The organism is Pseudomonas corrugata (assembly GCF_001269905.1).
Lineage (GTDB): Bacteria > Pseudomonadota > Gammaproteobacteria > Pseudomonadales > Pseudomonadaceae > Aquipseudomonas > Aquipseudomonas corrugata.
Map to the genome: position 1 here is coordinate 106,337 of NZ_LHVK01000031.1, position 25,571 is coordinate 131,907.

The 25,571-nt window shown below is 61.3% G+C and carries 20 protein-coding genes, 5 tRNA genes and 1 pseudogene; 7 read left to right on the top strand and 19 right to left on the bottom strand.

Annotation, left to right across the window (positions count from 1 at the left end; translation table 11 throughout):
- Positions 1-42: 42 nt before the first annotated feature.
- The 4 genes from leuB to leuC form a co-directional block, all read right to left on the bottom strand.
- The gene (gene leuB / locus AD665_RS26250; protein WP_024779162.1) at positions 43-1,125 is read right to left on the bottom strand and encodes a 3-isopropylmalate dehydrogenase; all 1,083 of its coding nucleotides are present in this window, start codon (positions 1,123-1,125) and stop codon (positions 43-45) included.
- 63 nt (positions 1,126-1,188) lie between these two features.
- Complete coding sequence (locus tag AD665_RS26255) at positions 1,189-1,953, bottom strand: class I SAM-dependent methyltransferase (protein WP_024779163.1); 765 nt, start codon at positions 1,951-1,953, stop codon at positions 1,189-1,191.
- Between the two features lie 137 nt (positions 1,954-2,090).
- On the bottom strand, positions 2,091-2,735 hold the full coding sequence (gene leuD / locus AD665_RS26260) for a 3-isopropylmalate dehydratase small subunit (protein WP_053194376.1): 645 nt from the start codon (positions 2,733-2,735) through the stop codon (positions 2,091-2,093).
- A 13-nt stretch (positions 2,736-2,748) separates the two neighbouring features.
- Positions 2,749-4,167 carry a 3-isopropylmalate dehydratase large subunit gene (gene leuC / locus AD665_RS26265; RefSeq protein WP_024779165.1) on the bottom strand — a complete coding sequence of 473 codons (1,419 nt, stop codon included), beginning with the start codon at positions 4,165-4,167 and terminating at the stop codon, positions 2,749-2,751.
- A 156-nt stretch (positions 4,168-4,323) separates the two neighbouring features.
- On the opposite strand from leuC, the gene AD665_RS26270 reads away from it, so the two are divergent.
- Positions 4,324-5,214 carry a LysR family transcriptional regulator gene (locus AD665_RS26270; RefSeq protein WP_053194377.1) on the top strand — a complete coding sequence of 297 codons (891 nt, stop codon included), beginning with the start codon at positions 4,324-4,326 and terminating at the stop codon, positions 5,212-5,214.
- A 67-nt stretch (positions 5,215-5,281) separates the two neighbouring features.
- Positions 5,282-8,560: an EAL domain-containing protein gene (locus AD665_RS26275; RefSeq protein ID WP_024779167.1), complete on the top strand. Its 3,279-nt coding sequence runs from the start codon at positions 5,282-5,284 to the stop codon at positions 8,558-8,560.
- A gap of 218 nt (positions 8,561-8,778) precedes the next feature.
- Here AD665_RS26275 and AD665_RS26280 read toward each other — a convergent pair whose 3' ends face one another.
- The 11 genes from AD665_RS26280 to uvrB form a co-directional block, all read right to left on the bottom strand.
- The gene (locus AD665_RS26280; protein ID WP_024779168.1) at positions 8,779-9,231 is read right to left on the bottom strand and encodes an Hsp20 family protein; all 453 of its coding nucleotides are present in this window, start codon (positions 9,229-9,231) and stop codon (positions 8,779-8,781) included.
- Positions 9,232-9,351: 120 nt separating this feature from the next.
- Positions 9,352-10,311: a tRNA dihydrouridine synthase gene (locus tag AD665_RS26285; RefSeq protein WP_024779169.1), complete on the bottom strand. Its 960-nt coding sequence runs from the start codon at positions 10,309-10,311 to the stop codon at positions 9,352-9,354.
- Positions 10,312-10,390: 79 nt separating this feature from the next.
- Entirely contained in the window at positions 10,391-10,849 is a 459-nt protein-coding gene (locus tag AD665_RS26290; RefSeq protein ID WP_053194378.1) for an acyl-CoA thioesterase, read from the bottom strand.
- A 140-nt stretch (positions 10,850-10,989) separates the two neighbouring features.
- Positions 10,990-11,823: an alpha/beta fold hydrolase gene (locus AD665_RS26295; protein WP_024779171.1), complete on the bottom strand. Its 834-nt coding sequence runs from the start codon at positions 11,821-11,823 to the stop codon at positions 10,990-10,992.
- 29 nt (positions 11,824-11,852) lie between these two features.
- Positions 11,853-12,392: a TetR/AcrR family transcriptional regulator gene (locus AD665_RS26300; RefSeq protein ID WP_024779172.1), complete on the bottom strand. Its 540-nt coding sequence runs from the start codon at positions 12,390-12,392 to the stop codon at positions 11,853-11,855.
- Between the two features lie 182 nt (positions 12,393-12,574).
- Positions 12,575-12,650 (bottom strand) — tRNA-Glu (locus tag AD665_RS26305).
- Positions 12,651-12,726: 76 nt separating this feature from the next.
- A tRNA-Ala gene (locus AD665_RS26310) sits at positions 12,727-12,802 on the bottom strand.
- 52 nt (positions 12,803-12,854) lie between these two features.
- Positions 12,855-12,930 (bottom strand) — tRNA-Glu (locus tag AD665_RS26315).
- Between the two features lie 78 nt (positions 12,931-13,008).
- Positions 13,009-13,084 (bottom strand) — tRNA-Ala (locus AD665_RS26320).
- Positions 13,085-13,230: 146 nt separating this feature from the next.
- Entirely contained in the window at positions 13,231-14,712 is a 1,482-nt protein-coding gene (gene gltX / locus AD665_RS26325) for a glutamate--tRNA ligase (RefSeq protein ID WP_024776486.1), read from the bottom strand.
- Between the two features lie 215 nt (positions 14,713-14,927).
- Positions 14,928-16,943 carry an excinuclease ABC subunit UvrB gene (gene uvrB, locus AD665_RS26330; RefSeq protein WP_024776485.1) on the bottom strand — a complete coding sequence of 672 codons (2,016 nt, stop codon included), beginning with the start codon at positions 16,941-16,943 and terminating at the stop codon, positions 14,928-14,930.
- A 333-nt stretch (positions 16,944-17,276) separates the two neighbouring features.
- On the opposite strand from uvrB, the gene AD665_RS26335 reads away from it, so the two are divergent.
- The 4 genes from AD665_RS26335 to AD665_RS26350 all read left to right on the top strand — a co-directional run bounded on the left by AD665_RS26335 (position 17,277) and on the right by AD665_RS26350 (position 19,501).
- On the top strand, positions 17,277-18,473 hold the full coding sequence (locus tag AD665_RS26335) for an amino acid aminotransferase (RefSeq protein WP_053194379.1): 1,197 nt from the start codon (positions 17,277-17,279) through the stop codon (positions 18,471-18,473).
- 240 nt (positions 18,474-18,713) lie between these two features.
- Positions 18,714-18,789: transfer RNA gene (locus tag AD665_RS26340), tRNA-Asn, on the top strand.
- A 246-nt stretch (positions 18,790-19,035) separates the two neighbouring features.
- On the top strand, positions 19,036-19,230 hold the full coding sequence (locus AD665_RS26345) for a hypothetical protein (protein WP_024776483.1): 195 nt from the start codon (positions 19,036-19,038) through the stop codon (positions 19,228-19,230).
- Between the two features lie 88 nt (positions 19,231-19,318).
- Complete coding sequence (locus AD665_RS26350; RefSeq protein ID WP_024776482.1) at positions 19,319-19,501, top strand: hypothetical protein; 183 nt, start codon at positions 19,319-19,321, stop codon at positions 19,499-19,501.
- A 5-nt stretch (positions 19,502-19,506) separates the two neighbouring features.
- On the opposite strand, the gene AD665_RS26355 is transcribed toward AD665_RS26350, so the two are convergent.
- Positions 19,507-20,568, bottom strand: a complete 1,062-nt coding sequence (locus AD665_RS26355) for an AI-2E family transporter (protein ID WP_024776481.1) — start codon at positions 20,566-20,568, stop codon at positions 19,507-19,509.
- 145 nt (positions 20,569-20,713) lie between these two features.
- Here AD665_RS26355 and trhP point away from each other — a divergent pair, with 145 nt between their 5' ends.
- Positions 20,714-22,039 (top strand): prephenate-dependent tRNA uridine(34) hydroxylase TrhP, encoded by a 1,326-nt coding sequence (trhP, locus tag AD665_RS26360; RefSeq protein ID WP_024776480.1) that lies wholly within the window; start codon positions 20,714-20,716, stop codon positions 22,037-22,039.
- A gap of 322 nt (positions 22,040-22,361) precedes the next feature.
- Here the strand turns inward: trhP and AD665_RS28295 are convergent, their stop codons facing one another.
- The 3 genes and pseudogenes from AD665_RS28295 to AD665_RS26370 all read right to left on the bottom strand — a co-directional run bounded on the left by AD665_RS28295 (position 22,362) and on the right by AD665_RS26370 (position 25,527).
- Positions 22,362-23,183: a methyl-accepting chemotaxis protein gene (locus AD665_RS28295; protein WP_406822828.1), complete on the bottom strand. Its 822-nt coding sequence runs from the start codon at positions 23,181-23,183 to the stop codon at positions 22,362-22,364.
- A gap of 84 nt (positions 23,184-23,267) precedes the next feature.
- Positions 23,268-24,161, bottom strand: a pseudogene (locus AD665_RS28300) (cache domain-containing protein); the annotation flags it as partial.
- 49 nt (positions 24,162-24,210) lie between these two features.
- On the bottom strand, positions 24,211-25,527 hold the full coding sequence (locus AD665_RS26370; RefSeq protein WP_162164419.1) for a Na+/H+ antiporter family protein: 1,317 nt from the start codon (positions 25,525-25,527) through the stop codon (positions 24,211-24,213).
- Positions 25,528-25,571: the final 44 nt, after the last annotated feature.

Below are 25,571 nucleotides of genomic sequence, written 5' to 3' on the forward strand. Positions count from 1 at the left end.
TATACAAAAGTGGGCCACCGTCGAAGCGGTGGACCGGAGAGATTACAGATTCCGCAGCGCGGCGACTACCGCGTCGCCCATTTGCTGCGTACCGACTTTGGTACAACCGGCCGACCAGATGTCGCCGGTGCGCAAACCCTGGTCCAACACCACACTGACGGCCTTTTCAATGGCGTCGGCGGCATCAGTGAGGTTGAAGCTGTAGCGCAGCATCATCGACACCGACAGGATGGTCGCCAACGGGTTGGCAATGCCCTGCCCGGCAATGTCCGGCGCCGAACCGTGGCACGGCTCGTACATGCCTTTGTTGTTGGCATCCAGGGAGGCCGACGGCAGCATGCCGATGGAGCCGGTGAGCATCGACGCCTCGTCGGACAGGATGTCGCCGAACATGTTGTCAGTGACGATCACGTCGAACTGCTTCGGCGCGCGCACCAGTTGCATGGCGGCGTTGTCGACGTACATGTGGCTCAGCTCGACATCCGGGTAATCCTTGGCCACCTGTTCGACCACTTCGCGCCACAGTTGGCTGGATGCCAGCACATTGGCCTTATCCACCGAGCAGAGCTTCTTGCCACGCACGCGGGCCATGTCGAAGCCGACCCGGGCGATACGACGGATTTCGCTCTCGCTGTACGGCAGGGTGTCGTAGGCCTGACGCTCGCCATTATCCAGCTCGCGAGTACCACGCGGGGCACCGAAGTAGATACCGCCGGTCAGTTCACGGACGATGAGGATGTCCAGGCCCGAAACGATTTCCGGCTTCAGACTCGAAGCGTCGGCCAGTTGCGGGTAGAGGATCGCCGGACGCAGGTTGCCGAACAGGCCCAGTTGCGCGCGAATCTTCAGCAGACCGCGCTCGGGGCGGATGTCGCGCTCGATTTTGTCCCATTTCGGGCCACCCACGGCCCCCAACAGCACGGCATCGGCCGCGCGGGCACGGTCCAGGGTCTCATCGGCCAGGGGCACGCCGTGCTTGTCGATGGCCGCGCCGCCGATCACGTCGTGGCTGAGTTCGAAGCCCAGGCCGTACTTGTCGTTAGCCAATTCCAGGACCTTGACCGCTTCGGCCATGATTTCCGGGCCAATGCCGTCGCCTGGGAGAATCAGAATCTGCTTGCTCATGCTTTCCTCGTTTGTTGTACCGGCGCGCCAGGTTTTCTACTTCCGGGCAGACCAGGAAAAATCCTATCGCTCAGCCCACAGCACCAGTACATCCGTACTGAAAGAACCATCGGCTTCAATCTCGAAATATTCACGCACTTCGTCGCCCATCGAACGCTGCAGCTCGAGTATCGCCGCGCGCATCACCTCGGGCGTGCGCATGCGCTCGACCCAGGAGCGGTATTCCAGGCGCAGGCGCTGGCGAGAGGTGCTGCTCACCTGCAACCCCGCTTCGCTGACCTGGCGTGACCACTCGGCCGCCGAATAATCGCGCACATGACTGGTATCGCGCAGCACCTCGACGCTTTGCAGGTAGGTATCCAGCAACGGCATGCCCGGCGACAGTACATCAATGAACGCCGCTACGCCGCCCGGCTTGAGCACCCGGCGCACTTCCCGCAACGCCACGCCCAGGTCGCCCCAATGATGCGCCGAATAGCGACTGAACACGAACTCGAACTCAGCGTCGGCGAATGGCAGGCGCTCGGCGGCACCGCACACGGTGGTGATGTTGCCCAGCCCACGCTCCGCGGCCGCCGCAGCGACGACATCGAGCATCTGCCGGGACAGGTCATAGGCCACCACTTCACCAGCCAGAGGCGCCACGTGAAAACTCACGTGACCGGCGCCGCACCCCAGATCCAGCACACGGGCATTGCCATGCCCAGCCAGGGCAGCCTGTAGCAGCGCGAACTCGGCACCCTGGGCGTGCACGGCACTGCTCAGATAGGCCGAGGCCTGTTCACCGAATTGCTTTTGTACAACCTGACTGTGGGCGGTGCTGGTCATGGGATGTCCTTAGGGTGTTGTAGTGCCTGGGCTGGCCTCTTCGCGAGCCGGCTCGCTCCCACAGGGTTTTGGGTACACCGCAAATCCAATGTGGGAGCGAGCCTGCTCGCGATGGCGTCGTCATGCCTTATGCGAAATCAGACCTCGCGAAACAACCAAGGCTGGCTCGCCCGATGCTTCGCTTCAAACGCGGCAATCGCCTCACCGTCCTGCAGGGTCAAACCGATGTCGTCCAGGCCATTGAGCAGGCAATGCTTGCGGAACGCATCGATCTCAAAGCTCAGCACCTTGCCGTCGGGACGGGTCACGGTCTGGGCTGCAAGGTCGATCTGCAGTTGATAACCCGGGTTGGCCTCGACCTGCTGGAACAGCTCGTCCACTTCGGCGTCGCTGAGGATGATCGGCAGCAAACCGTTCTTGAAGCTGTTGTTGAAGAAGATGTCGGCGTAGCTTGGCGCGATGATGCTGCGGAAGCCGTATTCTTCAAGGGCCCATGGCGCGTGTTCACGGCTCGAGCCGCAACCGAAGTTCTCCCGGGCCAGCAGCACGCTGGCGCCCTGATAACGCTCGGCGTTGAGCACGAAGTCCTTGTTCAGTGGCCGCTTGGAGTTGTCCTGGTAAGGCTGGCCCACATCCAGATAACGCCATTCATCGAACAGGTTCGGACCGAAGCCTGTGCGTTTGATGGACTTCAGGAATTGCTTGGGAATGATCTGGTCGGTATCGACGTTGGCACGATCCAGAGGCGCGACAAGACCAGTGTGCTGGGTAAAAGCTTTCATGCTGCGCTCTCCTTCAGATCAATTCACGGACGTCGACGAAACGGCCGTTGACGGCAGCCGCCGCGGCCATGGCCGGGCTGACCAGGTGGGTGCGCCCACCGGCGCCCTGACGGCCTTCGAAGTTGCGGTTGGAGGTGGAGGCGCAGTGCTCACCCGACTCCAGGCGATCCGGGTTCATCGCCAGGCACATCGAACACCCTGGCTCACGCCACTCGAAACCGGCCTCGATGAACACCTTATCCAGCCCTTCCGCTTCAGCCTGGGCCTTTACCAGGCCCGAGCCCGGCACCACGATGGCCTGCTTGATGGTCGAGGCGACCTTGCGGCCCTTGGCGATCACCGCCGCGGCACGCAGGTCTTCGATCCGTGAGTTGGTGCAGGAACCGATGAACACGCGATCGAGCTGAATATCGGTAATCGCCTGGTTCGCGCTCAAGCCCATGTACTTCAAGGCACGAACGATGGAGTCACGCTTGACCAGGTCCATCTCCTTGGCCGGGTCCGGTACGTTCTGATCCACCGCCAGGACCATCTCGGGGGAAGTGCCCCAGCTGACCTGCGGCTTGATCTGGGTCGCGTCGAGCTCGACCACCGTATCGAATTTGGCATCGGCGTCGGACACCAGGTCTTTCCAGGCCTCGACCGCCAAGTCCCATTCGGCGCCTTTCGGGGCGAACGGACGACCCTTGACGTACTCAACGGTCTTTTCATCGGCAGCCACCAGGCCCACGCGGGCACCGGCTTCGATGGACATGTTGCAGATGGTCATGCGGCCTTCGACGGACAGGTCGCGGATCGCGCTGCCGGCGAACTCGATGGCATGGCCGTTACCGCCGGCAGTGCCGATCTTGCCGATCACCGCCAGGACGATGTCCTTGGCCGTCACGCCGAACGGCAGCTTGCCCTCGACGCGCACCAGCATGTTCTTCATTTTCTTGGCCACCAGGCACTGGGTGGCGAGCACATGCTCGACCTCGGAAGTGCCGATGCCGTGGGCCAGGGCACCAAAGGCACCGTGGGTGGAGGTGTGGGAGTCGCCGCAGACCACGGTCATGCCCGGCAAGGTCGCGCCCTGTTCCGGACCGATGACGTGGACGATACCCTGGCGCACGTCATTCATCTTGAATTCAACGATGCCGTATTCGTCACAGTTGTCATCGAGGGTCTGGACCTGCAAACGCGAAACCTGGTCGACAATGGCTTCGATACCGCCCTTGCGTTCCGGGGTGGTCGGCACGTTGTGGTCCGGGGTCGCGATGTTGGCATCGATCCGCCATGGCTTGCGTCCGGCCAGGCGCAGCCCTTCGAACGCCTGTGGCGAAGTCACTTCATGGATGATGTGACGGTCGATATAGATCAGCGCCGAGCCATCGTCGCGCTGCTTGACCAAATGCGAATCCCAGAGCTTGTCGTAGAGCGTTTTGCCGGCCATCAGACGGTTCCTCATCAGCTTGTTTCTATGCCCCGGATCTTGAACGACTCAATAACCCTTTGGCTTGTGAGGCTGATGTTATGGGGCTACATTAAATAACTCAAATTCATATTTTTCATACTTTGCATAACCAACAGGAATCAAACCAGGATCGCCATGGACCTCGCCAACCTCAACGCCTTTATCGCCATCGCCGAGACGGGCAGTTTCTCCGGCGCCGGTGAACGCTTGCACCTGACCCAGCCGGCGATCAGCAAGCGTATCGCCGGGCTGGAACAGCAGCTCAACGTCCGCTTGTTCGACCGGCTGGGCCGTGAAATCGGCCTGACCGAGGCCGGTCGGGCCTTGCTGCCGCGGGCCTATCAAATCCTCAATGTGCTGGACGACACCCGTCGCGCCCTGACCAACCTGGCCGGCGAAGTCACCGGGCGACTGACGCTCGCCACCAGCCATCACATCGGCCTGCACCGCCTACCGCCTCTATTGAGGGAATTCACCCGACGTTATCCACAAGTGGCCCTGGACATTCAGTTCCTGGATTCGGAAGTGGCCTACGAAGAAATTCTTCACGGACGGGCGGAACTGGCGGTCATCACCCTCGCCCCCGAGCCGCATGCGCTGATGCGTGCCACGCCGGTGTGGGACGACCCCCTGGATTTCGTGGTGGCGCCGGAACATGCGCTGCTGGACAATCGCGCGGTCAGCCTGGCGGATATCGCCCTGCATCCCGCGGTTTTCCCGGGGGGCAATACCTTTACCCATCACATTGTCCGGCGCCTGTTCGAGGCTCAGGACCTGACACCGAACATCGCCATGAGCACGAATTATCTGGAAACCATAAAGATGATGGTTTCCATTGGCCTGGCCTGGAGTGTCCTGCCGCGCACCATGCTCGACGATCAGGTGGCGCGCATCCCTTTGCCGGGCATACAACTCAGTCGCCAGCTAGGCTATATCTTGCACACTGAACGGACACTGTCGAATGCTGCGCGCGCTTTCATGTCCCTACTGGACGCACAAATCGATCTGCCAGGGACAAGGGCATAGGTTGTGCTACTCCTATAGAGCCGAAAATGCCTGCGCTTAACGCTCACTGCCCAAGGCTCGCTAGATAATGCCCAAACCCGCTGACCATCTCCCGCCCCTGCCGCGTATCCAGGCGCTTGACCCGAAACGGTCGGAGCAAAGCTGGGACAGCGCGCCGCAGTTGCTGGCCGCGCTGAACGGAGCGCGGCTGGGGGCCTGGTCGTGGGACATCGATACCGGGCGGATCAGTTGGTCCAGGGGCACCCAGGCGCTGTTCGGCTTCGACCCGCGCCAGCCGCTGCCAGGGGATGTGGATTACCTGGACCTGCTATTGCCCGAGGACCGCACCAAGGCCATCCGCGCCTTTCACGCGGCCGTGGCCGGCGCGCCGCTGGAACAGGCGATGCACCATCGCATTGTCTGGCCCGACGGCAGCCTGCACTGGCTGGAAATCAGCGGCAGCGTATCGCCCGACAAGCACGGACGCCCGCGCATGATCGGGGTCATCCGTGAGATCACCCACCAGCGCGAGCGCGAACAGGCCTTGCGCAGCTCGGAGAAACGCTTTGCCACGCTCTTTCACCTCTGCCCGAACATGGTGCTGCTGACCCGCCAGGAAGACGGGCTGATCAGCGAAGCCAACCAGTATTTCGAAAGCCTGTTCGGCTGGCCGGTGCACGATGTCATCGGCCGTACCACCCTGGAACTGGGCCTGTGGGTCGATCCCAGCCAGCGGGCAAGACTGGTGGAAGCCACCAAGGCCAAGGGCGAACTGGTGAGCATGGAGGTGGAATTCCGCGCCAGTAACGGCCAGATCCACAACGGCATCCTCAGCGCGCAAAAGGTCGAACTTGAAGGGCAGCCCTATCTGCTGAGCACGTTTCTCGACACCACTGAACGCAAACTGGCCGAACTGGCCCTCAAGGACAGCCAGGAACGCCTCGACCTGGCCCTCGACTCGGCGCAACTGGGCACCTGGGACTGGCACATACCTAGCGGCATGCTCTACGGCTCGGCCCGTGCCGCGCAGCTCCATGGCCTGGAGCCCAAGCCGTTCCACGAGTCGTTCGACGCGTTTTTCGAAGGAGTCCCCGACGAAGAGCGCAACAACATGCGCAATGCGTATCGCAGCCTGCGCGAAGGTCCGGCGGGCAATTATCAACTGACCTATCGCGTGCAATTGCCGGACGGCAGCTCCCGTTACCTGGAGAGCCGCGCCCGCCTCTACCGCAACGACGACGGCAGCCCCCAACGCATGGCCGGTACCTTGCTGGACATCACCGACCAGGTGGAACGCGAGCAGAGCCTGGCGGCGTCGGAGGAAAAATTCGCCACGTTGTTCCAGGTCAGCCCCGATCCGATCTGCGTCACCCACCAGGACAGTAACCGCTTCCTCGAGATCAACTCCAGCTTCACCCAGACGTTCGGCTGGTCCGCCAGCGACGTGATCGGCCGCAGCGCCGACGAAATCGGTCTCTGGGATGCCTCAGGCAACAGCCTGCAACGTATCGAACGGGTGATTCGCGAACAATCGCTGAACAATGTCGCAATTGTCGTCCACCACAAGAACGGCCAACCGCTCACCTGCGTGATCTCCAGTCGTCAGATCAACGTCAGCAACCAGCCCTGCGTCGTCACCACCCTGCGGGACATCACCCAACAACAACGCTCCGAAGCGGCCCTGAAGTCCAGCGAGGAGAAATTCGCCAAGGCGTTCCACTCCAGCCCTGACGCCATCACCATCACCGAACGCGAAAGCGGCCGCTACCTTGAGGTCAATGATGGCTTTTGCCGCCTGACCGGTTACCGCGCCGACGAAGTGATCGGGCACACGGTGTACGAGGTTGGCATCTGGGCCGAGGAAAAACAGCGCGCAACCCTGTTGACCGAACTGCAACTCAAGGGCCGGGTGCTTCACCAGGAAATGCTCGGGCGCAACAAGCGCGGGGAATTGCTCACGGTTGAGGTATCGGTCGAGCCCATTACACTCAACGAGACGGACTGCCTGCTGCTGACTGCGCGGGACGTGAGCCTGCTGCGCAACGCCGAGGCTCAGATCCGTCACCTGGCCTATCACGACCCGCTGACCAACCTGCCCAACCGGGCCCTGCTGATGGACCGGCTGAGCCAGCAGATCGCCCTGCTCAAGCGCCATAACCTGCGCGGTGCGCTCCTGTTCCTCGATCTCGACCACTTCAAGCACATCAACGATTCCCTGGGCCATCCGGTGGGTGACACGGTGCTGAAAATCATCACCGCGCGCCTGGAAGCCAGCGTTCGCCTGGAGGACACCGTCGCGCGATTGGGCGGCGACGAGTTCGTGGTGTTGCTCAGCGGCCTGGAAGGTACCCGCAACGAAGTCAGCGAGCAGGTGCAGAAGCTGGCCGACACCCTGCGCGAACTGCTGTCGGAACCGATGTTCCTCGACGGCCAGCGACTTCAGGTCACACCCAGCATTGGCATGGCGCTGATTCCCGACCATGGCGCTACCCCAGCCGACCTGCTCAAGCGCGCCGACATTGCGCTTTATCGCGCCAAGGATTCGGGGCGCAACACCTCGCAGATGTTTCACACCACCATGCAAAAGGCGGCCAGTGAACGGCTGCGCATGGAAACCGACTTGCGCCAGGCCTTGGCCCGCAACGAGTTCAGCCTGCACTTCCAACCCCAGGTCGACGCCCGCGACAACCGGATCGTCGGTGCCGAAGCACTGGTGCGCTGGCATCATCCCGAACTGGGCGCCCAGTCGCCCAACGAGTTCATCAAGGTCCTGGAAGACAGCGGACTGATCCTGGAAGTGGGCACCTGGATCCTCGATGAAGCCTGTGATGGCTTCAAGCAATTGATCGCCAAGGGCAAGATCGATCCGCAGCGGTTCAGTCTGTGCGTGAACATCAGCCCGCGCCAGTTCCGGCAGAGCGACTTCGTTGAGCGCATCGAAAGCAGCCTCGCGACCCACGGCCTGCCCTGCACCATTTTGAAACTGGAAATCACCGAAGGCATCGTGATCCAGAACCTGGACGACACCATCGGCAAGATGCGTCGCCTCAAGAAGCTGGGGGTGAGCTTCGCCATGGATGACTTTGGCACCGGTTATTCGTCGCTGACCTACCTCAAGCGTCTTCCAGTGGATACGCTGAAAATCGACCAATCATTCGTGCGCGACGCCACCAGCGACCCCAACGATGCCGAGATCATCCGTGCCATCGTCGCCATGGCCCGCAGCCTTAACCTGGAGATGATTGCCGAAGGCGTGGAAACCCTGGAACAACTGCACTTCCTGCAGGGGCTCGATTGCCATCTGTACCAGGGCTACCTGCACAGCCGGCCGTTGCCGCTGGATGCGTTCGAGCGGTTGCTTCCGTAACGAGCGAAACTGTCTTCTGTGGCGAGGGGATTCATCCCCGCTGGGCTGCAAAGCAGCCCCCATGCTGCAGACTCAATCCATCTGACATACCGAGTTGGCTGATTTTAGGGCTGCTACGCAGCCCTGAGGGGATTTATCCCCTCGCCACAACGGAGTTTTACAAAGCTTTCCATATGAAAAAGGGCGCCCCTTCGGCGCCCTTTTTCAGTGGCGATGCATCAGTTCTGCAGCGCGGGTTGCTGCTGCGCACCGTTGATCGGGATGCGCTTGGCTTTCGCCTCTTCCGGAATCACCCGCAACAGGTCGATGCTCAACAGACCGTTGCTCAGGCCGGCGGACTTGATCTCGATATGATCCGCCAAGCGGAAGGACAGCTTGAACGCACGCTGGGCGATGCCCTGATGCAGGTAGGTCACGCTGTCGTTGCTGGCCTCGCGCTTACCGCCGCTGATGGTCAGCACGCCTTTTTCCACCTGCAGGTCCAGGTCTTCTTCCTGGAAGCCGGCGGCGGCGACTACGATGCGGTATTCATCATCACCGTATTTTTCCACGTTGTAGGGTGGATAGCTGCTGCCCGGTTCGTTGCGCAAGGCGGTTTCGAACAGGTCGTTGAAACGGTCGAAGCCCACCGAGGAACGGAACAGAGGGGCCAGCGAAAATGCAGTACTCATGATTCAAATCTCCTGAAAAGTTCAGCAAGGTTTTTTGTCTCCGCGACCCGAATTCGGCATCGCGTACCCCTTATCTAGGGATCGCCAAATACTTTTCAAGAGCTTTTTTCGAAATTTTTTTCAGGCCGCTTCGGTGCGCTGCACACCCAGCAAATGGCCCACGGCATCGAGCTCGGTTTCCCGACGCAGCGCGGTAAACAGCTCGACCGCTTCAGGATAATTGCGGGTCAGCATCGCCAGCCACTGCTTCAAGCGCCCGGGCGCCTGACGCGGCGTCAGCTGTTCGACCACTTGTACCCAGAAATCCTGGAGCATCGGTTGCAGCTCGGCCCAGGACATCTGCACCACCTCTTCACCGGCGCGGGCGGCGGCGATCTGCCGGGCCAGGTCCGGACGGGAAACGAGGCCGCGACCGAGCATGATGTCCTCTACGCCGCTGATTTCACGGCAACGACGCCAATCTTCGACACTCCAGATATCCCCATTGGCGAATACCGGCACCTTGACCACTTCCTGCACCCGGGGAATCCATTCCCAATGGGCCGGCGGCTTGTAGCCGTCAGTCTTGGTCCGCGCGTGCACCACGATGTGCGCCGCCCCGCCTTCGGCCAGCGCCGTCGCGCAGACCAGCGCACCGTCCGGACTGTCGAAGCCCAGGCGCATCTTGGCCGTGACCGGGATATGCTTTGGCACCGCGCGACGGACATGTTCGACGATTTCGTTGAGCAGCTCCGGCTCCTTGAGCAACACCGCGCCGCCTCGGGACTTGTTCACTGTCTTGGCCGGGCAGCCAAAATTCAGGTCAACCACCTCCGAACCCAATTCGCACGCCAACGCCGCGTTTTCCGCCAGGCACACCGGGTCGGAGCCCAGCAATTGCACACGCAGCGGCACGCCGGCAGCGGTTCGGGCGCCGGTCAGCAGCTCCGGGGCGAGCTTGTGGAAATAGGCCGGTGTGAGCAGGCGATCATTGACGCGGATGAACTCGGTCACGCACCAGTCGATACCACCGACGCGAGTCAGGACGTCCCGCAGGATGTTGTCGACCAACCCCTCCATGGGCGCCAGGGCAATTTGCATGGGAAAACGCACTCAACGAAAAAACGTGCGGCAGTTTACCGGATTCTGTGGGAGCAAGCCTGCTCGCGATAGCGCTGGATCAGTTGGCGAGGATGCCGGATGAAGCATGGGCCGCTAGCGCCGGGCCATAGCCTTCGATGAATTCCGGCGGCATGCGCTTGGGCTTGCCGGTGGAGAGTTCGATGCAGACAAATGTGGTCTGCGCCCGCAGCACGGTGGTGTTGTCGCTGGGACGGACCAGTTGGAAATGCCGGGTCATCTTCAGCCGCTGGTCCCAGTCGACGATCCAGGTGGCCAGTTGCAGTTCGTCGCCTTCGTAGGCAGCCGCCAGGTAGTCGACTTCATGGCGCACCACCGCCATTGCCCGGTCCAGTCGGCGGTACTCCGCCAGGTCCAGCCCCAGGCGCTGGGAGTGACGCCAGGCACAGCGTTCGAGCCAGGTGACGTAGACCGCGTTGTTGGCGTGGCCCAGCCCGTCGATGTCTTCGACAGCTACTTGAAGATCAATAATGAACGGCGTTGCCCGATCCCAGCCCATGCCCCTCTCCCGGTCGAATGTGGATCGGGGCAGTGTACCCGATCCCTGTGGGAGGCGGGCTTGCTCGCGATGGCGATGGGTCAGACTGCATCAATGTCGAATATACCGACGCGATCGCGGGCAAGCCTGGCTCCCACCACTCAGGCCGATTGCCGTGCTTGCAGATTGCGCCCGGCCAGCAGCGATAACACGCCATCGATGACGCGGGGATCGGCCAGCACCCGCTGGTGCCCACCCTGGGGCAAACGCAGCAGGCGGCTGTCAAACCAGGCCTCATGAATCAACTGCGACTCGTTGACCAAGACGGAGGTGTCGTCCTCGGCGTGGACGATCAACCCCGGCACATCCAACTGATAATGCGCCACGTCCAACTTCGAGGCGCGCATGCCCACATCGTGTTCCACCTGACGAATGAAGGCCGAACGCGCCCGGGGTGGAAGGCCCACCAGCTGGGCGAAGCCGCGCAGCACCCCAAGAATGCGCGCGGGGGCAGCAATGCTGACCAGTGTCTCGGTACGCAGCCCCAGCTGGACCGCGAGCATGGCACTGGCCCCGCCCATGGAATGCCCGATCACCGCTTGCAGCGGCGGCAGTTCTGCCGCAGCTTCGAGCATTGCCCTGGCGAACAGCAGAACATTCGCCTCACGGCCAGGTGAACGGCCATGGGCCGGTCCGTCCAGCGCCACTACCGTATAGCCAGCGTTCACCAACGCCGTGATCAGCGCAGCGAACTGCGTGGGTCGCCCTTCCCAGCCATGCATCAGCAAGACGGTCGGACCTTTGCCCCAGCGCAGGGCCGAAAGACCGAAGCGCAAGGTGATGCGCTCGGAGCTTGCCAGCAATGGCAATTCCCAGTCCCGTGGCGGCAGATTCCGGGGATGCATGAACAGTGCGCGCATTTTCCTTGCCACCAAACGCGGAGCCACCCGACCCAGCGTGCCGTTGACGCCACGAATCCAGCTCAATCTGTCCATCGTTCTTCTCCCACGGCTTGCGCCTTAGCTCACCGCACCGCAGATTTGGCGGCACGCAGCACACGATCCGATAACTCTCCCGGACCCAACGCCCGGGCCAGGGCCAAGCCACCGACCATCAAGGCAATGTCAGCGAGGGCCTTGTCGGCGTCTTCCGGGCTGGCGGCCAATTGCGCCGCCATTAACTCAATGTGTTCGTTGAGCACGTCACGAAACGGATCCGGCAGGCGTCCCAACTCACCGATCGACGCCGGGATCGGGCAGGCGTTTTCGGTGGAGTCCCGATGCTTGCGCGACAGGTAGAACGCCGCCACCAGGGCGCGCCGCTCTTCGCCGGTCAGTTCGGCATCCATGTCGGCGATCAGGCCCCGACGCCGACTGAGCAACTGTTTGAAAGCCTCCAGCATCAGCGCATCCTTGCTTTCGAAATGAGCGTAGAACCCGCCCACCGTCAGCCCGGCCGCGCCCATTACCTCGCCCACGCTCGGCTCGGCCGGACCACGCTGGATCAACGCGTCACTGGCGGCCTTGATAATGCGCTCACGGGTCTGTGCTTTTTTATCGCTCATTGCTGCCTCCGAATATTACGATCACAATATTATATGCATAATAATTTTCCGCAAGCGGAATCTCGGCCCGCTGGTCGGCAGTATCTTGTTCGAGGACAGGAGAATTGGCTGAACGCCAGACAAACAAAAGGGCCATTCAATAATTGAATGACCCCTATAAAATCCCGCAAAGCGGGTAATCGTGGCGTCCCCTAGGGGACTCGAACCCCTGTTACCGCCGTGAAAGGGCGGTGTCCTAGGCCACTAGACGAAGGGGACACAAACCTTCTTGCTTGATCAGCGCTGAGAACTGATCGATTCAAGGCCGGTGTGGCCAGACCTTGAACCTGACAATTGGTGGAGCTAGACGGGATCGAACCGTCGACCTCTTGCATGCCATGCAAGCGCTCTCCCAGCTGAGCTATAGCCCCGGATTTTCGCCTCGCGGCGGAGCGACATCTTGCAACATCGCTTCTGTAAAACTGGCGTCCCCTAGGGGACTCGAACCCCTGTTACCGCCGTGAAAGGGCGGTGTCCTAGGCCACTAGACGAAGGGGACGCAAACCCTTCTAACTACTGATCAACGCTGAGTGTTGATCGCTTCAAGGCCGGTGTGGCCAGACCCTGAAGTGTAAATTGGTGGAGCTAGACGGGATCGAACCGTCGACCTCTTGCATGCCATGCAAGCGCTCTCCCAGCTGAGCTATAGCCCCTCATCGCTGAGGACGGGGCGAATCTTAAGGGCGTATCGGAGGGCTGTCAAATTTATTTTCAACAAATTTGAAAATTTTTTGCCGGGATAACAACCACTTACCGACAAACCCCGGAAAACCGGGGTATGCCCTGCCCTAACGACCGCTTAGGCAATCGCGCCCAGCAGTTTTTCCCACTCCTTGTTTTCCTTCTTCGACACGCCACCGAGCAGATCGATGGCCTGGCGCAGGCGGAAGCGGGTCAGGTCCGGCCCGAGGATTTCCATCGCATCAAGCACCGACACCGAGCTGGCCTGGCCGGTAATGGCGGCGAACATCAACGGCATGGCGTCGCGCAATTTCAGCTCCAGGGATTCGACCACGGCCTGGATAGTCGCGGTGATGCTGTCCTTTTCCCATTGGCGCAGGCTTTCGAGTTTCCACAGGATCAGTTGCATCAGCTGGCGCACCTGATCGCCCGAGAGTTTCTTGGACTCGAACAGCTTCGCATCCGGCGTCACGCCACCGGCAAAGAAAAAGCCCGCCAGCGGCGCAATCTGGCTGAACGTCTCCACCCTGCCCTGCACGTGGGGAGCGATCCTCATCATGTACTCGGGGTTCAATGCCCACTTCTGCACGCGTGCGGCAAACTCTTCCACTGGCAGATCCCGCAGCCACTGGCCGTTGAGCCAGGACAGCTTCTCGATGTCGAAGATCGGCCCGCCCAGAGAGACACGCGAGAGGTCGAAGTGCTCGACCATTTCCTGCAACGAGAATTTCTCGCGCTCGTCCGGCATCGACCACCCCATGCGGCCCAGGTAGTTGAGCATCGCCTCGGGCATGAAGCCCATGCGCTCGTAGAACGTCACCGAGGTCGGGTTCTTGCGCTTGGACAGTTTGCTCTTGTCCGGGTTACGCAGCAGCGGCATGTAGCACAACTGCGGTTGCTCCCAGCCAAAATATTCGTAGAGCAGGATCAGTTTCGGCGCCGATGGCAGCCACTCTTCACCGCGCAGTACGTGAGTGATGCCCATCAGGTGGTCGTCGACCACGTTCGCCAGGAAGTACGTCGGCAAGCCGTCGGTCTTCATCAGCACCTGCATGTCCATGCGATCCCACGGGATCTCGACATCGCCACGCAGCATGTCCGGCACCACGCAGACGCCTTCGCTCGGCACTTTCATGCGGATCACATGGGGCTCGCCGGCGGCCAGGCGCCGGGCAACTTCTTCTTTGGACAGGAGCAACGCGCGACCATCGTAGCGTGGTGTTTCGCCACGGGCCATCTGCTCGGCGCGCATCTGGTCCAGCTCTTCAGCGGTGCAGAAGCATGGGAACGCGTGCCCCATGTCCACCAGTTGCTGGCAATACTGCTTGTAGATGTCGCCACGCTCGCTCTGCCGATACGGGCCGTGCGGCCCGCCAACGTCCGGGCCCTCACTCCAGTCGATGCCGAGCCAGCGCAGGGCGTCGAAAATCTGCTGTTCGGACTCGCGCGTCGAACGCAACTGGTCGGTGTCCTCGATCCGCAGGATGAACTCACCGCCGTGCTGCTTGGCAAAGCAATAGTTGAACAAAGCGATGTAGGCGGTGCCGACATGGGGATCGCCAGTGGGCGAAGGCGCGATGCGGGTACGGACGGTGGTCATGGCATGTCTCGGAAAGAAGGTAAAAGCGAAGATCAAACAAGGGGCGAATGGTAGCAGGCGATGGTAGGCGGGCTCCAGTCAAAGGGATTTGTGCATCTGTCAGACCGCGTCGTCCTCAATCGCGAGCAGGCTCGCACACACTGGACTTGTGGCGTTCACAAATCCCTGTGGGAGCGAGCCTGCTCGCGATGAGGCCCTTAAGGCCACTGCAAAACTCAGACAGTGAGCAACCGCTCGCGCAACTTGCCAATCTCGTCCCGCAATTGCGCCGCCGCTTCGAATTCCAGGTCCCGGGCCAGTTGGTACATTTTCTCTTCCAACTGACGGATACGCTTGGTGATTTCGCTCGGCGAGCGCAGTTCCGCTTCGTAGCGGGCGCTCTCTTCGGCGGCCTTGGCCATGCCCTTGCGCTTCTTGCTGCGCGAACCGGGCACGGTGGCACCTTCCATGATATCGGCAACGTCCTTGAACACCCCTTTGGGCGTGATGCCATTGGCCAGGTTGAAGGCGATCTGCTTGTCACGACGGCGCTCAGTCTCACCGATGGCCCGTTCCATGGAGCCAGTGATGCGGTCGGCATACAGAATCGCCCGGCCATTGAGGTTACGCGCCGCCCGGCCGATGGTCTGGATCAGCGAGCGCTCGGAGCGCAGGAAGCCTTCCTTGTCGGCGTCGAGGATCGCCACCAGCGACACTTCCGGCATGTCCAGGCCTTCGCGCAGCAGGTTGATGCCCACCACCACGTCGAAGGTGCCCAGGCGCAGGTCGCGGATGATCTCGACCCGCTCCACCGTGTCGATATCCGAATGCAGGTATCGCACCCGCACGCCATGATCGGCCAGGTAATCGGTGAGGTCCTCGGCCATGCGCTTGGTCAGGGTGGTCACCAGGACCCGCTCGTCGATGGCCACGCGCTTGTTGATTTCCGAAAGCAGGTCGTCGACCTGGGTCAGCGCCGGGCGCACTTCGACTTGCGGGTCCACCAGGCCGGTCGGCCGCACCACTTGCTCGACCACGCGACCGGCATGCTCGGCTTCGTAGTTGCCGGGGGTGGCCGAGACAAAAATAGTCTGCGGGCTCACGCCTTCCCATTCATCGAAACGCATCGGCCGGTTGTCCAGCGCCGAAGGCAGGCGGAATCCGTATTCCACCAGGGTCTCCTTGCGGGACCGGTCGCCTTTGTACATCGCGCCCACCTGGGGCACGCTGACATGGGATTCGTCGATCACCAGCAAGGCGTCGGCCGGCAGGTAGTCATACAAGGTGGGGGGCGGCGCACCCGCCGGGCGGCCCGACAGGTAGCGCGAGTAGTTTTCGATACCGTTGCAATAACCCAGTTCAAGGATCATTTCCAGGTCGAACCGGGTCCGCTGCTCCAGGCGCTGGGCTTCCACCAGCTTGTTGTTCGAGCGCAGGTACTCCAGGCGCTCCTGGAGCTCGGCCTTGATCCCGTCAATGGCGTCCAGCAGGGTTTCCCGCGGCGTGACATAGTGGCTCTTGGGGTAGAAGGTGAAGCGTGGCAGCTTGCGGATCACCTCGCCGGTCAGCGGATCGAACGCCGAAATGCTCTCCACCTCGTCATCGAACAGTTCGATGCGGATCGCCTCCAGGTCGGATTCCGCCGGGTAGATATCGATCACATCCCCGCGCACTCGGAACGTTGCCCGGGCGAAATCCATGTCGTTGCGGGTGTATTGCAGGTCCGCGAGGCGGCGCAGCAAGGCACGCTGGTCGAGTTTGTCGCCGCGATCCACGTGCAGCACCATCTTCAGGTACGTTTCCGGGCTGCCCAAGCCGTAGATGCACGACACCGTGGTGACGATGATCGCATCCTTGCGCTCGAGCAACGCCTTGGTCGCCGACAGCCGCATCTGCTCGATGTGGTCGTTGATCGAGGCGTCCTTCTCGATGAAGGTGTCCGACGACGGCACGTAGGCTTCCGGCTGGTAGTAGTCGTAGTAAGAGACGAAGTACTCCACGGCGTTGTTCGGGAAGAACGCCTTGAACTCGCCATACAGTTGAGCCGCCAGGGTCTTGTTCGGTGCCAGCACCAGGGTCGGACGCTGCACCTGGGCGATCACGTTGGCGATGCTGAAGGTCTTGCCCGAACCGGTCACACCGAGCAACGTCTGGTGGGCCAGCCCCGCCTCGATGCCCTCGACCATCAGGCGGATGGCTTCCGGCTGGTCGCCAGCGGGCTTGAATCGGGTGACTAGCTGGAATTCAGACATAACATAACCTCTGGGTTCACGCCTGTCGGCCAGGCGACGGGAACGAGGAAGACCGAAACGACGGATGTCGCCCGAGGAAAAAGCTGGAGTGCAGACAATGTGGAGGTGAATGCCTTAGCTTTCAAGACGAACGTCCTACACGCCTTGGAGTCTTTGACGCGGCGAAGGGACTAACGGTCGAAAAAAATCGAAAATACTTACCGTAAAAACCGAATCGCCTGTCGCCGTGTCCAGTGATGGCCTCTATACTAACTCCCCGTTTGTGCACCGCTCTAGTGCATCCGGCTGGAGCGCCACACGTCCCCCTCACACTCCATTCAGAGCCGCGCACTAATGAGCCTGTTTTCCGCTGTCGAATTGGCACCCCGCGACCCAATCCTGGGCCTCAACGAAGCATTCAACGCCGACACCCGTACCGATAAGGTCAACCTGGGGGTGGGTGTTTACTGCAATGAAGAGGGGCGCATTCCGCTTCTGCGCGCCGTTGTCGAAGCCGAGACGATTCGCGTGGCTCAGCACGTTTCCCGCGGTTATCTGCCGATCGACGGCATCGCTGCCTATGACCAGGCGGTCCAGACCCTGCTGTTCGGCAAGGATTCGCCACTGATCGCCTCTGGCCGTGTCATCACCACCCAGGCTGTGGGCGGCACCGGTGCGCTGAAGATCGGCGCCGACTTCCTCAAGCAATTGCTGCCTGATGCCGTCGTGGCCATCAGCGACCCGAGCTGGGAAAACCACCGCGCCCTGTTCGAAACCGCCGGGTTTCCGGTGCAGAACTACCGCTACTACGACGCCGCCACCCACGACGTGAACCGTACCGGCCTGCTGGAAGACCTCAACGCCCTGCCCGACCGCTCGATCATTGTGCTGCACGCCTGCTGCCACAACCCGACCGGCGTGGACCTGAGCCCCGAGGACTGGAAAAACGTACTGGCCGTGGTCAAGGCCAAGAACCATGTGCCGTTCCTGGACATGGCCTACCAGGGCTTTGGCGACGGCATCGACGAAGACGCGGCGGCCGTGCGCCTGTTCGCCGAGTCGGGCCTGACCTTCTTTGCCTCCAGCTCGTTCTCCAAGTCGTTCTCCCTGTACGGCGAGCGCGTCGGCGCCCTGTCGATCGTCAGCGAATCGAAAGAAGAAAGTGCTCGCGTGCTGTCCCAGGTCAAGCGCGTGATCCGCACCAACTATTCCAACCCGCCGACCCATGGCGCCAGCATCGTTGCCGCCGTGCTCAACAGCCCAGAGCTGCGGGCCCAGTGGGAAGCCGAACTGGCGGAAATGCGCCTGCGGATCCGCGGCATGCGCAACCAGATGGTGGACATGCTGGCCAAGGCCGCGTCGCACCGCGATTTCAGCTTCGTCGCACGCCAGCGCGGGATGTTCTCCTACTCCGGCCTGACCGTTGAACAAGTGACCCGCCTGCGCAACGAATTCGGCATCTACGCCCTGGACACCGGCCGCATCTGCGTGGCCGCGCTGAACCAGAACAACATCGACGCGGTGACCAAGGCGATTGTTCAGGTGATCTGAAAACCCGCATAAAACCTGTGGGAGCGAGCCTGCTCGCGATGGCGGAGGGTCATCCAACATTGGTGTTGAATGATTCGCCGCCATCGCGAGCAGGCTCGCTCCCACAGTCGTTTTTTGCGGCATGATCCTTACTTGTGTGAAGCGGTAACAAGTGTTTGAGGGAAGCCCACGACCACTTAAACGCACCGCCCACCACCCAAAGCTTGACTTCTCTTTTCCAATCAGTAACATACGCGTCATTCCGCGATAGCTCAGTTGGTAGAGCAAGTGACTGTTAATCACTGGGTCCCTGGTTCGAGTCCAGGTCGTGGAGCCAGACAGCAACATCAAAAGCCCCTGAATCGAAAGATCCAGGGGCTTTTTTGTGGGCGAAAAACCTGCTGGAGGCCGTATAAGACCCGCCGGAGGTCGCTACCGGAACAATATTCCGGCGCCAAAAAGGCATTATGGTCTGAATCCTGCTTTCTTTTCCGCCAACCCGAGCTGTCACGTGAGCGTCATGGCTGTGCCGCAAGCTGGCCCTGTCCGACAACAACAGCTTCATAACAACAAGGACGAAGGTATGCCCACGCAAAACCCGCACCGCATCGTCGGCCTGTGCACCTCCGGCAAGGTGTACAACGTGCTGACCGAGCTCAAGCACCTGGAAGGCCATCGCACAGCCAAGTTCCTGTCTTTGTTGACGGAAAACCTGGTGCGCAAGGGCGTGCTCAATGAACGGGAAGTGGTGCATATGCTTGATCTGGTCGTCGACTGAGCGGCATCGATTCCCACTATTGAAGCGGTTGATTTTTCCCCTTGCCGGCTGAGTCGTAAGGTAACCCCATCGATAGATGGAGGTTCCCATGCTCAATATTCAAATCATGTCTGTCATTGGCAGCGCCGTCCCCGCCGCACTCCGTGAACGCGGCCTGTTGGCCTGCTGGTATCTGGTCCAGGACGGGGTCACCATCAGCGGTCCGCTGACGTCACTGCCCGCCGCCCAGGCCTTGTCGCAGCGCATCGGCACCTACATGTTGAGCGCCTAAGACCGCTAGGGCAATTTCACCCGGGGCGCGCTTTCGACAAACAAGGCCCAGCTGGAAATGAACAAGGCGGCGATGAGAGGCCCGATCACGAACCCGTTCAGCCCGAACACCGCCAGGCCGCCCAGTGTCGAGACCAGGACCATATAATCGGGCATCTTGGTGTCCTTGCCCACCAGGATCGGGCGCAGGAGATTATCCACCAGGCCGATCACGAACACGCCGAACAGCGTCAGCACAACGCCTTGCCAGATCGCCCCGCAGAGCAGGAAATACACCGCCACCGGCGCCCAGACGATGCCCGCCCCCACCGCCGGCAAAAGCGACAGGAAGGCCATCAGCACGGCCCAGGGCAACACGGTTGAAATGCCCAGGATCCAGAAGATCAGCCCACCCAGTGCTCCCTGGGTGATCGCGACCAGCAGGTTGCCCTTGACCGTCGCCCGTACCACCCGATTGAACTTCAATTGCAGGCGCCGCTTCTGGTACTCCGCCAGGGGCACAGCCGTGCGCACCTTGCGCACCAGTTCCGTGCCGTCGCGCAAGAAGAAGAAAAGCAGATAAAGCATCACAAAGAAGCTGACCAGGAACTGAAACGTACCCTGGCCGAAGCTGAAGGCCTGGGTGGCGAAGAACTCGCTGCCCTGCATGGCACTCTTGACGATCTTGTCCCGCAGCCCGCTCAGGTTACCCAGGCCGAAGCGGTCCAGCAGATGCTGGAAGTACGGCGGCAAGGCGTCCTTGAACCGCGCCAGGTAATCGGCAATGTCCAGCTCCCCACTTTCCAGGCTCTTGTACAACGCAGTGCCTTCCTGGACCAGCAGCGTGCTGATGACGATCACCGGCAGGATCGCGATGACCACACAGATGCCCAGGGTGCACAACGAAGTGACATTGCGCGGCCAGCCGAATTTCAGTTGCAGGCGATGTTGCATCGGCGCGAAGACAATGCCGAGGATGATCGCCCAGAACACCGCCCCATAGAACGGCAACAGGATCCAGATGAAAGCGATACTGACCAGGATCAGCAGCAGCATTTGGGATTTGTATTGCAGGCTCTTTCGGTTCATTTGCTTTCCATGTCCCTGGCTCGTAAATATTAGTCAGTCAGGACTCGCAGGAGTGCCGTTGCGTTCACCGGCTCCATTGATCCAGATCAACAGCGCCTGGCCAGCCGTGGCGTACCCTCGGCGCTTTTTGCGATCAGACGCCACCATGCCCCTCGTAGCTCCCGAACTGCTTGCCCCGGCCGGCACCCTGAAGAACATGCGCTATGCCTTCGCCTATGGCGCCGATGCGGTCTATGCCGGCCAGCCGCGCTACAGCCTGCGGGTGCGCAACAATGAATTCGACCACGCCAACCTGGCCCTGGGCATTCGTGAAGCCCACACGGCGGGCAAGCGCTTCTACGTGGTGGTGAACATTGCGCCGCACAACGCCAAGCTGCGCACCTTCCTCAAAGACCTCGAACCGGTGATTGCCATGGCACCCGATGCGCTGATCATGTCCGATCCGGGCTTGATCATGCTGGTGCGACGGCATTTCCCGCAGATGCCGATCCATCTGTCGGTGCAGGCCAACACGGTGAACTGGGCGAGCGTCGAGTTCTGGCAGCAGCAGGGCCTGAGCCGGATTATTCTTTCTCGAGAATTGTCCCTGGAGGAAATCGCCGAGATCCGCCAGCAAGTGCCGGCCATGGAACTGGAGGTGTTCGTCCACGGGGCCCTGTGCATGGCCTATTCCGGGCGTTGCCTGTTGTCCGGCTACCTGAATCGGCGCGACGCCAACCAGGGCAGTTGCACCAACGCCTGTCGCTGGAAATATTCGGCCCAACCCGCGGTGGAAAACGCCGTGGGCGACATCGTGCACAGCTATCAACCCGAACCCACCCTGGGCCTCGGCGCGCCCACCGACCAGGTATTTCTGCTCCAGGAGGCCAACCGTCCGGACGAATCCATGCCGGCTTTCGAGGATGAGCACGGCACCTACATCATGAACGCCAAGGATCTGCGGGCCGTGCAGCATGTGGAGCAATTGACCCGCATGGGCGTGCACTCCCTGAAAATCGAGGGCCGGACCAAGTCGCACTTCTACTGCGCGCGCACAACCCAAGCGTATCGCCAGGCGATCGATGATGCCGTGGCCGGCCGCAAATTCGACCTTGGCCTGATGACCGATCTGGAATCACTGGCCCAGCGCGGCTACACCGAAGGCTTCCTGCGCCGGCATGTGCACGATGAATATCAGAACTACCAGAACGGCAGCTCAGTCTCGGAGCGCCAGCAGTTCGTCGGCGAACTCACCGGCGAGCGGCGCGAACGCCTGGCTGAAGTACGGGTCAAGAACCGCTTCGAGTTGGGCGACCACATGGAACTGATGACTCCCAAGGGCAACTTTCACTTCGATCTGCATCAATTGCAGAACGTGAAAGGCCAGAGCATCGACGTTGCGCCGGGGGACGGGCATGTGGTGTACGTGCCGATACCGGATGCGGTGGACCTGCGGTTCGGGTTGTTGATGCGGGATGTGCGCAAGCCATAGGACGGGGCGGGCTTGGCAGTTGGCATCCTTGCCAACTGACCCACCGCTATCGCGAGCAGGCTCGCTCCCACAGGGTCCGGGCTTAATCTGATACCTACGTGTCACCACCGATCCCTTGTGGGAGCGAGCCTGCTCGCGATAGCGGTGGTCAGTCATGAATGTTTAACGGGCTCACCATTCCAACAGGGATGGGTGTTGACCAATGGATCGCGACAGGAACTGCCGAAGGCTGCGATCCTCCTTTCCCGATAGGGCCTGGTACTCCAGGCGAAGACATCTGGATCGGAAGCAGAAGATCGCAGCCTTCGGCAGCTCCTGGACGTCAGATCCGGAACTGCCCGACCAATTTGCCCAGGCGCTGGCCCAGGTCATTCAGGCTACGGGAGGTCTGGGCGCCGAGTTGGGTTTCGTCGGCCACACTGTCCACCGCCACGGCGATCTGATGCACGCTGCGATTGATTTCCTCGGCCACCGCGGTCTGCTCTTCCGCGGCGCTGGCGATCTGGGCGTTCATCGAGTTGATGGTGCCGATCAACTGCGCCATGGTGTCCAGGGACGCTCCCGCCTCGTTGGCGCGAACCGATGTACCGTCGCCAGCCTCACTGGAACGACGCATCGCTTCGACCGCTGCATGGGTGCCCGATTGCAGACGGTCGATCATGCCCTGGATTTCCTGGGTGCTCTGCTGGGTCCGGCTGGCCAGGGCACGGACCTCATCGGCCACCACCGCGAAACCACGCCCCGCCTCCCCGGCACGCGCCGCCTCGATGGCCGCGTTGAGAGCCAGCAGGTTGGTCTGCTCGGCAATCGAACGGATCACCCCGAGCACGCTGACAATCGAGGCCACGTCCTGTTGCAGGCTGTCCAGGGACACGCCACTGCTGCGAATGTCGTTCACCAGCGCATGAATCTGCTGGATGCTGCCGGCCACCACGCGCTTGGCAGACTGACCTTCTTCGTCGGTCTGCTGGGCGGCCACGGCGGCGCCCTGGGCGCTACGGGCCACTTCCTGGGCGGCGGACGACATCTCGTTGATCGCCGTGGCGACCTGGTCGGTTTCGTGGCGCTGACGCTCCATGGCCTGCTCGGAACGTTGGGCTTGCTCGGAGACCTGGGTCACCAAACCGGTCAGTTGCGAAGTCATGTCGGTGATCTGCCGCACCAGGCCATGGATCTTGTCGACGAAGCGGTTGAACGAGCCGGCCAGCTGGCCGAGTTCGTCCTGGCTGGTGATCGCCAGGCGCCGGGTCAGGTCGCCCTCGCCCGCCGCGATGTCGTCGAGGTTGTCCTTCATCAGGTGCAAGGGTCGCAGGATGGTGTTGGCCAACAGCAGGCCCACTACCACAATGACCAGCAATACCACGGCGGCGATGCCGACAATGCTCAGTATCACGCCTTGCACACGCTCATGGACCTTGGCTTCCACCAGAGCCACCTGGCCTTCGATGCCATCCAGGTTGACCGAACTGCCGACCGCCATGTCCCACTTGGACAGGTATTCGGTGTAGCCGAGCTTGGGCACCAGATCCTTGCTGTTGGGCAGTGGCGAGCTGTATTCGAGGTAGTGAGTCCCGTCCTTGGCAACTTTCACCAGGTCACGGTTGACGTAGACACCGTTCGGGTCACGGTTTTCCTTGAAACTCTTGCCCACGCCGTCAGGGCTGTTGGCCTTGAACAGGCGCACGGTTTCGGAGTCGTAGCCGAAGAAGTAGCCATCCTTGCCGTAACTGATGTTCGACAGCAGCTTGATGGCCTGGGCCCGCGCCGCGTTATCACCGGGAGCGGCGGCATCATACAGCGGTTTGATGGCGGTCAGGCCCACCGCTACGTAGCTCTGCAGCGTCGCCTTGGCATCGGCTAGCAGGCGTTCGCGGGTCTGCTGCACCTCTTTGTCGGCCTGCATCGTCAGGATGTAGGCCGTGGTCAGGCTGATGATCACAGCGGACAACAATACCGGCAATATTGCCAGGGACAGGACTTTAGCCTTCAGGCTCAGGCGCATGCTGGTCACTCTTGTAGGTGTTATTGGCGTGGTTAGCTGTGTTAACGGCAAGCGGAGGGAAAACTGTAGGCCAATAATAAAAGCAATCGCGAGCAGGCTCGCTCCCACATTGGAATGCATCTCCCTGTGGGGCGAGCCTGCTCGCGATAAAGGTGACCGGGGTCTGGGGCTACAGCACCATCGCCGCCACCCAACCGAACGCCAGTAAAGGCAGGTTGTAGTGAATGAAGGTCGGAACCACGGTGTCCCAGATATGATGGTGCTGGCCGTCGACGTTCAGGCCAGAGGTTGGGCCGAGGGTTGAATCCGACGCAGGCGAACCCGCATCGCCGAGGGCGCCGGCAGTGCCGACGATGCAGACGATCGCCAACGGGCTGAAACCCAGCTGCAGGCACAGCGGCACGAAAATCGTGGCCAGGATCGGTACGGTGGAGAATGACGAGCCGATGCCCATGGTCACCAGCAGGCCCACCAGCAACATCATCAGCGCGCCGACACCCTTGTTGTGGCCAATCCAGGCTGCCGAGGTTTCCACCAGGCTCTGGACTTCACCAGTGGCCTTCATCACCTCGGCAAACCCCGAGGCAGCGATCATGATGAAGCCGATCATCGCCATCATTTTCATGCCTTCGGTAAACAGGTCGTCAGTCTCGCGCCAGCGCACTACCCCCGACAGCGAGAAAATCAGGAACCCGGCCAGGGCACCGATGATCATCGAATCCACCAGCAGCTGAATCGCGAACGCTGCTGCCACGGCCAACCCGGCCACCATCAGGCTCATCGGGTTGTAGCGCACAGCCACTTGCTCGACCCTGGCGATTTTCTTCAGGTCGTAGACACGCTTCTTGCGGTAGCTGAACAACGACAGCAGCAAGCCGAACACCATGCCCAGCGCCGGGATACCCATGGCGTGGGCAACGTTGATGCCGCTGACGTCCACGCCGCTGCGGGTGATACTGGCGAGCAGGATTTCATTGAGGAAAATATTGCCGAACCCCACTGGCAGGAACATGTAGGGGGTGATCAGGCCGAAGGTCATGACGCAGGCGATCAGCCGGCGATCCAGTTGCAACTTGGTCAGCACGTAGAGCAGCGGCGGCACCAGCAACGGGATGAAGGCGATGTGAATCGGCAGGATATTCTGGGATGCGACGGCAACCATCCCAAGCAAGCCGATCAATACCCATTTGATGCCCGAGCCACCGGCGGCGTCCTGACGGTCCACCATGGCCAGAACCTTGTCGGCCAGAGCATGGGCCATGCCGGACTTGGCAATCGCCACTGCGAAAGCACCGAGCAAGGCGTAGGACAGCGCCACCGTCGCACCGCCACCCAGGCCCGCATTGAACGCCTTGAGCGTCGCCTCGATGCCCAGACCGCCGGTCAGGCCACCCACCAATGCGCCGATAATCAGCGCGATCACCACATGCACGCGGGAGAGGCTGAGCACCAGCATGACGCCAACCGCGGCAATTACTGCATTTATCATCGTTACCTCAAGGCACTGCGGTGCAAAGCCACCGGAAAAAA